20 protein-coding genes are annotated in these 14,890 nt (G+C 52.1%); 4 read left to right on the top strand and 16 right to left on the bottom strand.

Going from position 1 to position 14,890, the window contains the following annotated elements:
- Positions 1-24: 24 nt before the first annotated feature.
- The 3 genes from cobS to HMPREF1250_RS10020 form a co-directional block, all read right to left on the bottom strand.
- The gene (gene cobS / locus HMPREF1250_RS10030) at positions 25-750 is read right to left on the bottom strand and encodes an adenosylcobinamide-GDP ribazoletransferase (protein WP_023054568.1); all 726 of its coding nucleotides are present in this window, start codon (positions 748-750) and stop codon (positions 25-27) included.
- Positions 747-1,319, bottom strand: coding sequence for a bifunctional adenosylcobinamide kinase/adenosylcobinamide-phosphate guanylyltransferase (gene cobU, locus HMPREF1250_RS10025; protein ID WP_023054548.1), 573 nt, complete (start codon positions 1,317-1,319; stop codon positions 747-749). The genes cobS and cobU overlap by 4 nt, the downstream gene beginning before the upstream one ends.
- Before the next feature lie 73 nt (positions 1,320-1,392).
- Entirely contained in the window at positions 1,393-1,884 is a 492-nt protein-coding gene (locus tag HMPREF1250_RS10020) for a MogA/MoaB family molybdenum cofactor biosynthesis protein (protein WP_036243318.1), read from the bottom strand.
- 281 nt (positions 1,885-2,165) lie between these two features.
- Between HMPREF1250_RS10020 and HMPREF1250_RS10015 the strand changes: the two genes are divergently transcribed.
- Positions 2,166-3,140: an exonuclease domain-containing protein gene (locus HMPREF1250_RS10015; RefSeq protein WP_023054561.1), complete on the top strand. Its 975-nt coding sequence runs from the start codon at positions 2,166-2,168 to the stop codon at positions 3,138-3,140.
- 132 nt (positions 3,141-3,272) lie between these two features.
- On the opposite strand, the gene HMPREF1250_RS10010 is transcribed toward HMPREF1250_RS10015, so the two are convergent.
- The 13 genes from HMPREF1250_RS10010 to HMPREF1250_RS09960 all read right to left on the bottom strand — a co-directional run bounded on the left by HMPREF1250_RS10010 (position 3,273) and on the right by HMPREF1250_RS09960 (position 11,891).
- Positions 3,273-3,941: an NAD(P)H-dependent oxidoreductase gene (locus HMPREF1250_RS10010; protein WP_023054553.1), complete on the bottom strand. Its 669-nt coding sequence runs from the start codon at positions 3,939-3,941 to the stop codon at positions 3,273-3,275.
- A 20-nt stretch (positions 3,942-3,961) separates the two neighbouring features.
- Positions 3,962-4,786 carry a hypothetical protein gene (locus HMPREF1250_RS10005; RefSeq protein WP_023054550.1) on the bottom strand — a complete coding sequence of 275 codons (825 nt, stop codon included), beginning with the start codon at positions 4,784-4,786 and terminating at the stop codon, positions 3,962-3,964.
- Positions 4,787-4,917: 131 nt separating this feature from the next.
- Positions 4,918-5,469 (bottom strand): phosphoribosyltransferase family protein, encoded by a 552-nt coding sequence (locus HMPREF1250_RS10000; protein ID WP_036243301.1) that lies wholly within the window; start codon positions 5,467-5,469, stop codon positions 4,918-4,920.
- 146 nt (positions 5,470-5,615) lie between these two features.
- Entirely contained in the window at positions 5,616-6,344 is a 729-nt protein-coding gene (locus HMPREF1250_RS09995) for a DNA/RNA non-specific endonuclease (protein ID WP_023054544.1), read from the bottom strand.
- On the bottom strand, positions 6,341-6,748 hold the full coding sequence (locus HMPREF1250_RS09990) for a hypothetical protein (protein WP_023054578.1): 408 nt from the start codon (positions 6,746-6,748) through the stop codon (positions 6,341-6,343). The genes HMPREF1250_RS09995 and HMPREF1250_RS09990 overlap by 4 nt, the downstream gene beginning before the upstream one ends.
- A 105-nt stretch (positions 6,749-6,853) precedes the next feature.
- Complete coding sequence (locus tag HMPREF1250_RS09985; RefSeq protein ID WP_023054545.1) at positions 6,854-8,380, bottom strand: WG repeat-containing protein; 1,527 nt, start codon at positions 8,378-8,380, stop codon at positions 6,854-6,856.
- A gap of 162 nt (positions 8,381-8,542) precedes the next feature.
- Positions 8,543-8,977, bottom strand: a complete 435-nt coding sequence (locus tag HMPREF1250_RS09980; protein WP_036243299.1) for a hypothetical protein — start codon at positions 8,975-8,977, stop codon at positions 8,543-8,545.
- Positions 8,978-9,135: 158 nt separating this feature from the next.
- Entirely contained in the window at positions 9,136-9,486 is a 351-nt protein-coding gene (locus HMPREF1250_RS09975) for an MGMT family protein (protein ID WP_023054570.1), read from the bottom strand.
- Between the two features lie 51 nt (positions 9,487-9,537).
- Positions 9,538-9,708 carry a GNAT family N-acetyltransferase gene (locus tag HMPREF1250_RS11915; RefSeq protein ID WP_023054580.1) on the bottom strand — a complete coding sequence of 57 codons (171 nt, stop codon included), beginning with the start codon at positions 9,706-9,708 and terminating at the stop codon, positions 9,538-9,540.
- A 21-nt stretch (positions 9,709-9,729) separates the two neighbouring features.
- Positions 9,730-10,026, bottom strand: a complete 297-nt coding sequence (locus HMPREF1250_RS11910) for a GNAT family N-acetyltransferase (RefSeq protein WP_051356108.1) — start codon at positions 10,024-10,026, stop codon at positions 9,730-9,732.
- A gap of 396 nt (positions 10,027-10,422) precedes the next feature.
- Positions 10,423-10,563 carry a hypothetical protein gene (locus HMPREF1250_RS11670; RefSeq protein WP_155914523.1) on the bottom strand — a complete coding sequence of 47 codons (141 nt, stop codon included), beginning with the start codon at positions 10,561-10,563 and terminating at the stop codon, positions 10,423-10,425.
- Between the two features lie 33 nt (positions 10,564-10,596).
- Positions 10,597-11,394 (bottom strand): enoyl-CoA hydratase/isomerase family protein, encoded by a 798-nt coding sequence (locus tag HMPREF1250_RS09965; RefSeq protein WP_023054571.1) that lies wholly within the window; start codon positions 11,392-11,394, stop codon positions 10,597-10,599.
- A gap of 230 nt (positions 11,395-11,624) precedes the next feature.
- Positions 11,625-11,891: a DUF1294 domain-containing protein gene (locus tag HMPREF1250_RS09960; RefSeq protein ID WP_196806877.1), complete on the bottom strand. Its 267-nt coding sequence runs from the start codon at positions 11,889-11,891 to the stop codon at positions 11,625-11,627.
- Positions 11,892-12,262: 371 nt separating this feature from the next.
- On the opposite strand from HMPREF1250_RS09960, the gene cbiM reads away from it, so the two are divergent.
- The 3 genes from cbiM to HMPREF1250_RS09945 are packed head-to-tail and all read left to right on the top strand — an operon-like array spanning position 12,263 to position 14,740.
- Positions 12,263-13,270, top strand: coding sequence for a cobalt transporter CbiM (cbiM, locus tag HMPREF1250_RS09955; protein WP_023054552.1), 1,008 nt, complete (start codon positions 12,263-12,265; stop codon positions 13,268-13,270).
- 7 nt (positions 13,271-13,277) lie between these two features.
- Positions 13,278-14,090 carry an energy-coupling factor transporter transmembrane component T gene (locus HMPREF1250_RS09950; RefSeq protein WP_231391318.1) on the top strand — a complete coding sequence of 271 codons (813 nt, stop codon included), beginning with the start codon at positions 13,278-13,280 and terminating at the stop codon, positions 14,088-14,090.
- On the top strand, positions 14,087-14,740 hold the full coding sequence (locus HMPREF1250_RS09945) for an energy-coupling factor ABC transporter ATP-binding protein (RefSeq protein WP_023054560.1): 654 nt from the start codon (positions 14,087-14,089) through the stop codon (positions 14,738-14,740). The genes HMPREF1250_RS09950 and HMPREF1250_RS09945 overlap by 4 nt, the downstream gene beginning before the upstream one ends.
- The last annotated feature ends 150 nt before the right edge of the window (positions 14,741-14,890 follow it).

Genomic DNA, 14,890 nt, shown 5'->3' with positions numbered 1-14,890 from the left:
TATATACTATGACCGTCGGAATAACTAGGCTGCCGCGGCGAGCAAAAGTAATAATTCCGTAAACTCCAGAACAGCGCCGTACGTATCGCCTGTCGTGCCGCCCAGAAGGCGAACCAGTTGCCGATTGGCCAACAGGGAGATCAATACGGCGCCGCCGAGGTAGAGCAGGTATGCGGGACCGACGAAAACGATGGGAAGCAACGCCGGAATCAGCGCTCTGACCAGCGGATAGGACGGTCCGTACAAAGCAAAGGTCCGACCCAATCCCGTCTCTCTGGCATAAGGGAAACAAAAGATACTGACCAACGTGCCGTACCGTGCCGCCGTCGGAACGCTGAGCAACACATAGGGCAGCGTGGCCGGCGCAATCATATTGATGGAAACAAGCTTAAAGGCGGCCAGAAAGAAAAAGGCTATAACCCCGTTCGCGCCGACACGGCTGTCCTTCATGATTACCAACATCCGTTCCCGGCTGCGTCCGGAAAAAATGCCGTCTGCCGTATCCATATATCCGTCGGCGTGAAGCCCGCCGGTAAGCCAGAACCAGGCGGCCGTGACTAGGAGCGATAAGAGCAGGCCGGAAAAAACGTAACCGAGAGCATGATACAGCAGACAGAGAACGGCGCCAAGCAGCGTCCCGACCAAGGGGAACCAAACGACGGAACGGCCGAAATCGGCATCGGACCATGTTGTTTGCTTCACCACCGTAAGCCGTGACAAGAATTGAAGTGCCATAAAAAATGACTTCATCGCTCCGCCTCCGGCAACAGAACCTGACGACTCTTGATCTCCAGCGTGATACCGGCAACGGAAAGATAGACTGCGTCGGCGGCTGCCGCGACACGTTGATTCATCAGGCCGGACAGGTCACGGTAAAAACGACTCAATTTTTCCATCGGCACGATGCCGCCGCCTACTTCATTCGTCACGAAGATGACGGTTTTACCGGAAGCAGCCGCAGCGGCCAAAAGAGAGTCGACTTCAGCCAGTGCCCGTTCTGCAGCCATATCTTCCGGCAGTGACCGATGGAAAAACAGCCAATTCGACAAGTAAACGGTCAGGCAGTCGATGAGCGCCGCATCTACGGCGGTCAGGATCTGCGGCAGTCGTTCCGCCAGTCGCTGCGGCACCTCGAAGGTCCGCCACGATTGCGGCCGCCGTTCCTGATGCCGCTTGATCCGCCGCCCCATTTCCGCGTCATCATTCACGGCTGTAGCGATATATCCTTTGGTGCCGTCACACAGGGCCAACAGTCTCTCGGCAAAATCACTTTTACCGCTGCGTGCACCGCCGGTAACCAAAATCAATCTCTTTTCCATATATTGCTCCTCTCACCGTTCCGCACAATGTGGACAGAGAAACAGCAGGTCCTACTGCACCTGCTGTTTCTCCCTATTTATTGATTTCATCCTTCAAATGATTCATTTCCGGAATAATGATCTTTTCCATGCCGAGCTTAATAATATTCGGTTGACCAGGCAGGCAGAAGGTCAGACATTGATGAATGACGCCGGCTGCCGACCGATACGCCAACGCCTGTACGCCGCAGGCGCGGCGATACGCAAAAAGCGCCAGCATGCCGCTGAATTCGGGAATCTCCTTATCAAACATCGGCCGTACCGTTTCCAAGGTGACATCCCGCTTGGCAATCCCCGTTCCGCCGCTCGTGATGACCACGTCAACACTGCAAACCCACTCATGAATATGGCTTTCAATCGCCTCTCTGTCATCCTTGACGATAGCATAATCGACAACTTGGTGACCGGCGGCCATCAATGCCGACTGGATCATCAGCCCGTTCGTATCGTCAGAAAAGGTGCGGCTGTTGCTGATCGTCAAAATGGCCACACGCAGAGGTCTCTCTTCCGTTTGCCGTTTACTCAATACGACTCCCCCTTTTTCCGGGCCCGCGCCGGCCGCGCAGCTGCACCCCGGCAAACCCAATGCCACCTGCAGGCGGCAAAATCATTTCTTTCGCTTCCCATCTCAAACCTATCTGGTATAATAAGTATAACAAAAACGAGACTGTACTTACAGTACCCTTCATTACTTTTATGGAAATTACCGCTCTATCCCCCGAACCGCAGCTACAAACGGCTACAGACCGCAGCGGCCGCGAGACTACTGCCGCCTTTTCTCCCGGCTTTCCAAAGGACTTGATATTCATGAATTCACTGCTCAATTTCGCCGGCGCCGCCATCGCGCTGCTCTTCATTGCCGCGGTTTTTTATTCGCTTCTGTCTACCATGAAAAAGCGCCGCAACGAAGGGAAGGCAAAAAAGGAATTGTCTACGAAACAACACGTCGTCGTAACGGATCTGCACCAATACGATATTCAGCCGAAGAACGGCTATTACCACTACGACATTGAAGAAACGACATATGTCAAACGATTCCCCCGCCGCTTTACGGCCATCTCTCTGGAACTGGCGTCTAATCAGCCCTATTCGATCTGTCTCATCGGTTTCGCAGAATACGAAGATAACGAATTGAAGGATCAGCATTATTTCTATGTCCGTCCGCCTGAAAACGACCTGTCCATGGTCCAATGTGCCGATCTGACTTGGGAATCGCTAAGTAAAGCTGATGAATTCGGCGAATATTGGCAAGCCGGCATGAACCGCTATTTTGAAAATACGATCCTCGTCGCTCATAACGCGCCATTCGTTATGGGCTGTATTTTCCATGCACTGAAAATTTACGGCATTGAAGCTCCCGTCTGCCGCTTTATTGATACGCTGGAGATTGCCAGAAAATCCTATCATTTCACAACCAATACGCTGGAATCGATTTGCAGCGAAATGGATATTGACGTCGAACGGCATAATTCTCTCAGCGAAGCTGCCGCCATCGGGCAGTTTCTCTTGCTGTCCCATCAGGATTATCCCGTATCTCTGCCGCGCATATGCTATCTAAACGGAACGCCGACGGAAACGGAAATCATGGCCGCCGCCGTCGCCGCCGTCGAACGGGAAGAAGAGACGGCGGCAGTAATGTTTGCGCCGCTGCCGCCGTCACCGGAACTGCTGCAGCGCCTTCTCGACAAGAACTATATCACTGCCGGCAAAAAGGCAGACACGTACTACGCCACCGACGAGGGGCTCGACTTCTCCGAGTCCGTCGATAAGGGCAACAAATGACTGCAACCGCCGAGCCGCTCTATAACCGGCTGTCTATTTAATCGGATACTGGCGAAAACACACAGAAAAAACGGAGCGTCCATCGGACGCTCCGTTTTTTATCATGATGAACTGTCTCTGTCCGCGACTCTTTCACCGAATCCATTGCACGACATCATCTTGCTGCTGGCGCGTTTTCGGACGGTGATCGCCGCTGCGATAACCGAACGAGACCATGACGGAAACGCCGAAATGTTCCCTGTCGAGAACGCCTTTTTCCGCCAACATGGCTTCAACCTTTTCCCGATCGAAGCCTTCAATCGGGCAAGCATCCACGCCGAGCAGCGCCGCCGTCATCAACATGTCCGCCAAGGCGATATATGTCTGCTTGCAAGCCCAGTCGAACATGGCCCGATCACTTTCCAACAGCTTAAAATCATTTTTCTGAAAATTTTCGAATCCCTTTCGCCTGGCTGCGCCGATATCGTCGGGAAATTGCTGAATATCCTTCATTATATGGGTAATATAGGGAGAAGCATAGTTCATATCAACAGCCTTGCGAGCTAAAATAACGACCAAATGACTGGCGCCTTCGAGACTGTTGCGGGCGCCCCAGGCAATCGGATAGAGGGCATCTTTGACATCTTGCCGTTCGATAACCAAAAAACGCCACGGCTCATAACCGAAAGAACTCGGCGAAAGGCGAGCCGCTTCCAAAATCGTGTGGAAATCAGCATCCGAGACCTGTTTATTTTTGTCATACTTCTTACAAGCAAACCGATATTGCAAAGCATCTGTAATTTTCTTTCCTATATCATTCATAGTACGATCTCCTTCCGTTTTCAGCTTACAGGCCCCATCGGCGCCTGAAGCAGCGCCAACGTCGCCGTCAGTTCTCTGATATACGCTTCGTATTGTTCAATGAGATGATACAACTCGTCTGTTTTCCGATCCTGGAGCGCCTCACTGTGCAGCAGCTCTTCCATCGTAAACGGATAGGCATTGGCCAAAGCCGCCAGTTTTTCTTTATACGCTTCGATGCGGCCATCTATCTTGGCAATGCGCCGTTCCAAAGCTGCAGCATCGCCCGCCTCCGGTTGCGCCGCAGTGAGAGACTCCTGATCGGCAAGAACCGTCAGTTCCCTGAGCCGCTCCAAATCGCCCCGCTGATAAGCCTGAACGACTTGCTTCCACAAAGAACGGATCGCTTCCGTATCGCTGAAACGAACGGCGGGATGGACCGCCTTGACTGCCTGCCGATAAAGGCGCTGCAAGTCCCGATCCTGTTCTTCACTCAGCCAGGGCGCCGCCAGATACGTTGCGGCATCTTCCTGCTTGGCCGCCATTTCGACAAGCTTATCCCGATACCCTTTCAGCGACAGCGCCAAAGCTTTGGCAATTTCCGTCTTGTCAGGCTTTTCGCCTTTGCCGACGTACTGCTTGGACAATTCGATTTCTTTTTTGATTCCTTCCGAAATGACGTACAAACCGAAAACTTTCTGTTCCAGCTTGCCGATTGTACGGAGATAGCGTGCCTCCAAATAAGGACCGTCATGAAAACGGCGCGTATCGTATTGCTGAATGACGGCAGCCAATTCGGCAACTTTTTCCTTATTCCTGTTTTTAAGCTGTTCTATCACTTCTGCCGAACCGTTCATCATCTTCATCTCACTCTACCTAGCAGGCTTGAAAAGCAACGTCTTTTCTTTGCCCTTCTATAGTATACCATAATTCTCCATTTAAGGATACAAAAAAAGAATCTCCCCGGCGTACAGGGAAGATTCTTTTTGCCCATTGCTTATTCCGCGTCAAAAAGAGGCAACTTTTCCAAATAAATGATATCCTGCCGCATCGCCGCGTCGCCCTCCGCCAGGATCGCCGCTTTGCCGATGATCTCGGCTCCGGCTTTTTCGGCCAATTCGGCCAGCGCTCTCATCGACCCGCCTGTGCTGATGACATCGTCAAGGAGAAAAGTTTTCTTGTTGCGGATCAAGGCAATATCCGTATCCATCAGACAGAGCATCTGTTTCCCCTGCGTCGTAATCGATTCGTCTTCCACAATTAACGGATTTTCCATATAGGCCTTAACCGATTTGCGGGCAATGACATACCGCTTCATACCGAGGATACGCGCCATTTCGGCAGCCAACGGAATCCCCTTCGTTTCCGCCGTCATCAGTACTTCCGTATCGGCAGGAATCTTTTTTACCATCTCTTTCGCCGTATTTTCCACGATTTCCGTATCGCCGAGAATCACGAATCCGGCGATCGCCAATTTGTCCGTCACGTTCAAAATGGGCAACTGCCGTGTGCAACCTGCCACATGGAGCTCATAATATCGCTTTGCCAAGAGAAACACCTCGTCAATAATGAATTGGAATCGCTGCAAGCCGTACCGGCAGGATTTTCTTCCATTATACAGAACCAGTCGGAAAAAGTACACTCTCGCCGGTATTTTTTAAAGAATGCCGCGCCGTCGTTCTGCCGTTGCCGCAATTATTGCTGACGGCTTTTGCCGGTCTGATAATCGATTTCAATGCCCGGCTGGTTGTTATAGACAAACACATTAAAGCAAATGCCTTCCCCCTTGTCTTCGACCGAATAGGCTTCCATCTGTACGCCGCCGGCCACGAGGTTATTGCCGGCAAAGATCGGCGTCACCCGGTAAAGGACGTGGTGTTTCGTTTCCTTCACATAGTCGGCCACCATATTCTCAAAAGGCAGCATGCCCGTCACATTAAGGTATCTTGTACCGGTAATCAGGTTTTTCGGATTGGCGTTCTCCGCCGCCAATTGATAGCCAATGAGATGACAGCGATTGTATAAGTATTTGCCGTCGACGGAATCATACTTGACAGTCTGCCAGCCCGACGGTTTGACATTGCCGATGGCGCCGCGCTTTTCCGTCGGCATGATATCGACGCCGATATTGGCGTAAGCCGGACCGCATCGACCCAAGCTGTCCAAGTCGCTGTACCGTTCAAAGGAAGTCGCCGTCATATCGGTCTGCGGAAAAGACGGCTGATTGCCGTTGAGTACGACGTAAGGCTTGCCGGCAAAAGCCGGTATGTCCGCCAAGTTGACAACGGCAGCAGTAGTAACGGCGGTCTCCTTGCTCGGTGACGTACTATGCTGCGCAGCCGCGTTGTCGCCCTGAGTGCCGCAGCCGACCAGCAGTAAGACCGCCATAAGCAGCAACACGACGCCTTGTAACCGTTTTTTCATCGAACATACACCTCTTCCGTAATCTTTTCATGCGACGAGCCGGCAAAATCAACGACAGATATACGTTTCCACGGACTCGCCAACGCTAAATCAAAAAACACATCGCCGGGATAGGCACGATTCCAGTGAAATAACATCACCTTTTCGATCTTTTCCGCGTAAGGCTGCAGCGCCTGATCTTCAACAAAACAATACTCTGCCGGCCCTGCTTGCTGCAAAAAATCTTCCGCTATTTGCAGCTGCGCTTGCTGCGCCGCGTCAAACTGCGCAGCCGAATAGGCGTTGAGCCAAAGACGGCCGGACGCTTTTGTCAACAAATGCTGCCGCAGCACACTGTCCTGACTTTGCCGGCGTCCGTTAAAAAGCAGTCCCAATGCCGTATCAACGGCAGCCATAACGATCATCGTAAACGCTCCCTTCTCTCTTTTTCTGCTATAAGCATACCACGTTCCCGGCCGGCCTTAAAAAACACATTACCGACCAGAAAGCTGCCGATAATGTGCGTATCATTAAACTAAATCCAAATCGTCATACTGCGGCTGAACCAGCCAACGGCCTTGGCCGTCCACGACGCCCCAAAGCTTGCCGACTTGGACGGGACTTACGCCGTTGCGGAAATTCTTCACCTTCGTAATCGTTCCTGCCGGAGCCGTAAAGAGAACCTGTCCGTTTTGGTCGATAATCGCATAATTTTTCTTTTCATCGAAACGCCACGTCCGATTTTCTACGCCGAAGGGCATGACCGTTATCCCTTTCGCTACTGTATTGACGCTTTCGCCCGTCGTTTCATCGACAAGATATCGCGTTTCCCCTCGCTGCAAGAGCATCCGTTCGGAGCCCAAAAATGTGATCGCATCGTAGGCGAAAGGCGCGACTTGGGCGCCGTCGACCATACTGAAGACGCCGTATTTTCCGTTGCCCTTGTCTTTCAGCGAAACGAGCCCGCCCAAGTCATCAAGTGTTCCCTGATCGATGACATAATCAGCCGGCCCGATGAGAGCTTGTCCCTGTCGATTGACAAAGGAAAGCTTGCCCTTATTTTTGACAAAGGTGCCGAAGGCTGTCATCGGATAGACTTCGTCGAGTTTGCTGTCGATGACGATATGTCCCTGCCGGTCGATATAACCGCGTTTGACGCCATCATAGGTCAGGCCGCCATAGAGACCGGGATCGTAGCCTGTATTGAAAGAACTGCCAATGACGACTCCCAACAGCGAGCCCCAATTAAAGCCTTGTACGTGCCGTCTGTATTCGGCCAAGCCGTTATCAAAAGCATACAGTTTATCGTACGGCGCAGCAAAGACTTCCGCCCCGCTGCGATCGATGGCGACTTTCTTGCCTGCTTGATTCTTAACGAAGGCCAAGCCTTCACTGAAGCCCGTATATACCTCTTTATACGCCGGCGCAATGACGACGTTGCCGCTGCGGTCTAAAAAGCCGTATTTCCCTTTATCTTTGAAAGGCAGCAAGACATCGGCTTCATCGCTTGGCGCCGTTGTCGCTGTCACTGTCGCCGTCTCGGGCAGAGGCCGCCCCTGTTTATCGACAGAAGTCCAGTCCTTCTTTTCCTTTGCCAAAAAGATGCCGCCTTGATCATAGGCCAATTCTTTATACTGCGGCACAATCAATGTCTGCCCGTTCGTGCCGATAAGGCCCCACTTTCCTTTAACCTTGACTCTGGCTAAGACGCCGTCTTTGTAATTGCGGTCATACTCCTGGCGGATCTTTTCCGGCAAGGAAGACGCTGCGTAAGGAATTTGATGCAGTTTCATCTGCGGCAAGTAGGGCGCAGTGAGTTTGCCGGCTTCTTGACTGACCCGTTCCTCGCCGATCGTCTTCGTCATCGACACCGTCGACTGCACCGCGCTGTCCTGACGCTTATACGAAGTCGTTTCGGACGACACCGTCTGTGAGGACACTTCATGATGTTCATGACTATACAGATCGGCCGGTTCTGCCGCCTGCACACCTGAGTACGCGACAGCGCCGAACAGGCTGAGGGCTACTGCCAGCGATAGATATCGTTTGGTTTTCATTCCCAAATACCTCTTTCTCATTCATTCTCATTGATTGCCATTGATAAGCAATGAATATAATTTTATTATATCAATAAATCGGGAAAACGCATAGAAAAAAGCATTCTTCATGAACTCATGAAGAATGCTTTTGCGTGCATACACCAGATCAGCCTTCTGTCCTTACAGCTTGATATCGATAATGGCGGAGACGCCGACGCCTTGAATGCGGCTGGCTCCGGACGGATTGACGTTGTCGACGGGAACCAGTCCTTTGACTCTGGCAATGCCGTTAAAGCTGGCTTCCAGCTGGGCCACGGCCTTGACCTGATCGACCTCTTCCGTCGGCCCTGTCACCTGCGCCGCGCCGACATAGCCGCTGGTGCCGATACTGACAATAGGCACGACTTTTGTGGCATACGTCGTACTCAGATTGTTTTGCCGCAACAGATTATTCAAAAACGTATTGATCTGTGAACCATATTTATCTACAACAAAAGATATACCGCCGAGCTTCAGCAGACTGCCAAGACTGAAAGCCTGTGACGTCATGACCGATCCGGCAGAAAAACTGCACACCGATAAAGCAACTGCAGCTACAATCAATTTCTTTTTCATCATGAACACCTCCCGTATTCTCGTAATGACGATATTATTATACCAAAAAAAGCTGTTGTCCGTCTCATCGTTTGCGCACGTTGAAAAGAAATTGTGCGAAAACGCACTTGATACCGCAGTTTTTATCACAAAACGCGAACAAAACCGTAACCAAACCGTTACAACTCCGTCCACAAGACGGCCTGCAGATCGACGCAGCCGTTACCCTTGAAAGGCACGCCTTCCGCGGCTAACAGCTGCCGCTGACCGGGCCACGTAGGCGCAAGGCGTCCGGCGTGATTGACGACGCGATGACAGGGATAGGCTCCGTAAAAGGCGCTCCGGCTCAGGACCTTACCGACCAAACGGGCATTGTGCTCCCTGCCGATGAGACGGGCAATCTGCCCGTATGTCGCCACCTTTCCCGGCGGAATCTCGGCGACGACGGCTAATATCTCATAAACAAGGTCATCAGTAAGCACTGTTTCCTTCTTTTTTCCCATATTGAAAGCTGCCGCATATCGCCGCATTCTTCGTTTCACCTGTCCTTTCAAACACTGCTATACCTGCCACTCCGCCACTTACGGCAGCTGACCGAAACGGACCGGCTGCCGCGGCACATCGGGAGAGCCGATTTCTTTTTCCATCCAAACCATATCATACCAGTGATCAAACGTGTAAGCGCAGCGATGAAATCTGCCGGCCTGCACAAAACCGGGATGAGCAGGGAGCTGCACACTGTTGCGTGTCAACCAGGCATCCGCTTCCACCGGCTATGTAAAGCAGGCATACAGATTCCGTATCCCCATAGACCGCAGTCTGTCTGTAAGCGCCGTATACAGAAAACGGGCAAGCCCACTTTCTGCCGGACCGATCCAGATAGCTGCGCACTGCACAGAACCAATCGTAAGCCGCCCGACCGGCAAAAGGACTGGCGCAGGCATAACCGTCATCCTATCGCCGCAGCCCAGGACGAGATAAGGATATCGCCACGGTGTCTGCGCAATCCGCCGCTCGAACTCCGCTTCTCTCAGCACATCGTATTCGAAGGTGATTGCCGTTCGCTCCATATAACAGGTATCGCCCGTATAGCCGCCGCATCTGCCGTCGGCGCCGTTCTGATATACGGTTCCGTTGCCATGTTCTGCTTCTCTTTGTATATGCTCCCGCCATCTCCCATCTTTTAGGTGGCCAATCGATCATCATTCCCTTTGCCGCTCCCGTGTTTGCAGGAGCACATCGCGTGCTGTCTCTGCCGGTAGCGATTACGGCGCGCAGCAAGGGGCGCTTCCTTCTTAAGCTACAATAAAAAAACAAGGCGACGCAACGGTATCGGTAACGCCTGTATCGCAGTTCCCGCCACTGGCCTGAAAGGGAAAACGATTGCGGCACCGTATCCGTCACTTAAAACAGGGCATACCGCCAACGGTACGCCCTGTTTGCTCATCCTGTCTGAAACGGCAAGACTACATCATACTGCCGTCCGTATCGGGAACGAAGAAATCCGCTGCCGGGCAGAAACGACTGTCTTCGACAATATACTTCGGAGCCGATTCGCGCAGTACCAATCCGTCCGAGGTAATAGCAACGCAACGCCGCTCCGGCATGATATCGATTACCCACGCCTTACCGACTTCAGCCTATTTTCCGGTGAACTGCGCCTGTCTCTTTTCCATAAAAGCTTTACAGTCCTCTTGGAAATCCAGAGAAGCGGCGCACTCACGCTGCGTCGGCACCTCCGTTTCGTCGAGCCACTGCTGATAATCGGCATATACCGCCGCATAGATCTGTTTCTTGATGTTCTTGTACGCGATTAACGGTCCTGCGGCGATCTTGGCGGCGAATTTCATCGTTTCCCCATCCAATTCGGCAACAGATGTCACCTTGCAGGCCAATCCCAAATCTCTGGCTTCTTCCGCCCCTACCGGCCGCCCCGTAGCGGCCAGTTCCATCGTCCGGGACGCGCCGATCATCTTGGACAGCAAGTAGGTCGCCCCCGTATCGGGAACCAGCCCCAAATTGACAAAAGCGAGAATAAACTTGGCATTATCGGCGCAAATCAGGAAGTCACCGCCGAGGGCCAGGCTCACGCCGGCACCGGCAGCCGCACCGCTGACAGAAGTAATAACGATCTTGCTCATCCGTTTCATCCAGTCGGCCACATCGCCAACCTTACTGATCAGCCCGTCCATATTAACTTCGCCGCCGGCCTGTATGAGCTGGTAAAAATAGCCGATGTCACCGCCGGCGGAAAAAGCCTTTTCCTGACCTTTCAGCACAACCGCTCCGACTTGCGGATCACGCTCTGCCGCTTCAAGCGCAGACATAAGTTCTGCAGCCATTTGTTCGTCAATGGCATTGAGATTTTTCATGTAATTCATCGTAATAACGGCAACGCCCCGATCCACCGAATAAACGAGTTTCTGCAATTCCATCATGATCCCTCCCAAGCATATCCGCACAAAAATCACTGTATTTGTATATTTTCAGTATAAAACAAATCTTTTTCTGTGACAACGAGAATATATCCATTGCATTATTTTTATATTGCATCATCATCTATTTTTATCTGTCACTCAACCGCCTGTCGGTACCTGTTCGCAACATTTTAATCGGTCCCCGATTTCGAAAGCTGCGTTACCGACCCCAAATCCGTCCCAGCGTCATTTTACAGATAAAGGAACAGCACGACAAGCGCACCGTGTACCATCAGCAAAAACGGAACGCCGTATGCGAACGTGAAGTGCCGTGTCTTGTGGCGGAACAGGTTCATCGCCAGGAGCGCCCCGACACTGCCGCCAAGTGCCGCCGTCCCTAAAAGCAAGAACTCCGACAAACGCCAGCGATGCCGTACGGCGCAGTACTTGTCCCAACCATAAAGGCAGAAAGTTAGAATATTAATAGCCATAAAGCCATATATAAAGAATCTACTCATATCCATCATTCCCATGCTCCCATTTACCTGATCATACGGCACATTTCTTATCTGCCTGCCTTTTTATCATTATAATCCCGCCGTTGTCTTGATTCAACAGGATGGAAATGACGTTACTACTATTCCTACCGACAGCCCCTCATCCGAAAGCCTTTCTCTCCCCTGTCTTCTGTCGGTAATTCCCGCGCTTTTATCTGCCTCTTCATTGACTGCGTTCGACTGGTAACGAAAACGATCTCACTGGTATAAAAAGAAGCGCTGTGAAAACGCGCCGCAAGGTCTATCCCATATCCCCCATATGGGCTTAAATTCATCTGTCGTTTCCAGTACAATTAAATGTAAGTTTATTTTGCAAGAAAAGAGGCTGAACCATGCATATTCCGGAAAACTATCTAAGCCCTTCCACCTGTGGTATCTTTGACGCGTTGATGGTCCCTGTCTGGCTCATTTCCGTCAGAAAGGTACGCGAAGACATTCCTCGTGAAAAACTGCCGCTTTTGGGCATTGCTGCAGCCCTCTCCTTCCTGAGTATGATGATCAACATTCCTCTGCCGGGCGGTACGACGGGACACGCCGTAGGCGGCACATTGATTGCTATTCTCTTCGGCCCTTACGCAGCCTGCCTCGCCATCAGCATTGCGCTGTTCATACAGGCCTTATTCTTCGGTGACGGAGGCATACTGGCTTTCGGAGCAAATTGCTTTAATATGGCCTTCATTTTACCTTTCATCGCTTATTTTACCTATGACAAGTTAAAAAAGAAAATTCCCGCCGGCCTTGCCGCATCTATCGCCGCCTATATCGGGATCAATGCCGCAGCCTTATTGGCCGCTGTGGAATTCGGCATCCAGCCGCTGCTGTTTACAGACGGAGCCGGACAAGCCCTTTATTGCCCATACCCTCTCCAAATCTCCGTCCCGGCGATGATGCTCGGACATCTGACTCTTTTCGGTTTAGCCGAGGCCATATTTACAACGGCTGTCCTATCTTACATCCGCAAAACTTCACCAAATCTGTTCACGCTGAATGGCCCGAGCCGTTCCGACAAATCCGTGTTGGCTCTTCTGGGAGCGCTGATCCTGGCTACGCCCTTAGGACTGCTGTCCGCCGGTACGGCCTGGGGCGAATGGGCTCCTGAAGAATTGGCCGACACGACATACTTTGGCACGGCCTTGGGCTATACGCCGTCAGGTATGGAAAACGGTTTTTCCTTTACTTCCTTCCTGCCCGATTACACCGTTGCCGGTCTCCCCGACGAACTCGGTTATATGCTGTCCGCCGTAATTGGGACAGCGCTGCTCATGATTATCTTTAAACTCGTCCCTACTTTTATGCCGCCGCGCGCCCATGCCAAGACGACGGTTCACCGCGACAGCTGAGGAGGTCATGACCGTGGAACTTCCGACATGGGTCAAGCGCGAAGAATCTTATAATCCCGGTACAGACCGGGATTATTTTATTTCCCGTTCCCTCTTGCGACTGTTTTCTGTCCTCGCCTCCCTGCGCAACCAAGGCTGTCGCCGCACCAACCCGCCCAACGCCGTCATCGTCCTTATTTTCACCTTCACCCTCAGCATCCTTATCGTCTCATCCAGAACACCTCTCTTCCTGTGGGGCGTCCTTGCCGGCGAACTCGTCTGTCTCTGCTCTTTGCCGGGCAACGTTCTGCGTGACCATCTTCGCACAGCGCTGGCGACGGCCGTCATCTCCGCCCTGATCGTCGCGCCTGCCCTGTTTCTCGGCAACGGCCGGTACGTACTGCTCTTGCCGTATAAAACGTTTCTCACCGTTACGCTGCTTTTGACCTTGCGGGAATACACCCCCTGGAACAAGCTGACCGCCGCCCTGCAGGCCTTCCACCTCCCTGTACTGGTCATTTTCATCTTTGATACGACATTGCGCTTCATCGCCTTATTAGGTGACCAGGCCGCCACCCTCCTGACAGCGCTGAAACTTCGCTCTGTCGGTCATAACCCGGCCAAGCTGCCGGCACTGGGCGGAGTGATGGGCGTCGTACTGCAAAAGTCTGCCGGCCTGTCGCAAGACACGTACGATGCCATGCGTTGCCGCTGCTTTACCGGCACGTATCTGCACGGCAAGGAAAAACGAACGAACCCGAGCTGGCGAGACCTCATCCTACTCCTTTCGCTATCAGGCTATCTCTATTTATTTATCCGCACCGAAGGAGTGCTGCTATGATTAACCTCGACGATATCTGCTTTGCCTACGACGAAACACCGCTCCTGGCACACGTAACCGCTACGATCGAGCAAGGGACGGCAACGCTCCTTACCGGCCCCAACGGCTCAGGGAAATCAACACTGCTCCGTATCCTGAACGGAATCATCTTCCCGCAACACGGAACCTACACCTTTGAAGGAACGATGATCACGGCGGCAAAAATGAGCGAACATCGCTATTCCAAATGGTTTCACCAACGCCTCGGCTATGTCTGGCAAAATCCCGATTCGCAACTGTTTTGCAGCACAGTCCGCGAAGAACTGGCCTTCGGCCCGATGCAGATGGGTCTGCCTTATGAAAAAGTAAAACAACGAGTAGACGACGCCATAGAACTCCTGGGCCTGACAAAACTAACGGAACGAGCTCCGTATTCCCTGTCAGGCGGGGAAAAAAAGCGGACGGCCATCGCCGCAATCCTCACCATGAATCCGTCTGTCTGGACCTTCGATGAACCGGAAAGCCATCTCGACAAACAAGGACTGGCATGGCTCGAAGAATTTCTGCCGAATCTGAAAAAGGCAGGTAAAACCCTCATTATCGCCACACACCACGAACACCTCGTCCAACCAATAATCGATCAAACAATCGATCTGGAAAAAACAACCTGACCTGCCCACGACCAAAACAAAGAGCCAACAGCATTTACACGCTGTTGGCTCAAGTATTGTCCGGCACCTTGCCCACGGGAACAGTTGGGATATGTTAGGATTAGGGACGGCGCTCGAAATTAGGAACTTTGACCTTAGCGAAACACCAGC

This window comes from Megasphaera vaginalis (ex Srinivasan et al. 2021) (assembly GCF_000478965.1).
Taxonomy (GTDB): domain Bacteria; phylum Bacillota; class Negativicutes; order Veillonellales; family Megasphaeraceae; genus Megasphaera; species Megasphaera vaginalis.
This window is presented reverse-complemented; position numbering and strand designations above follow the sequence as displayed.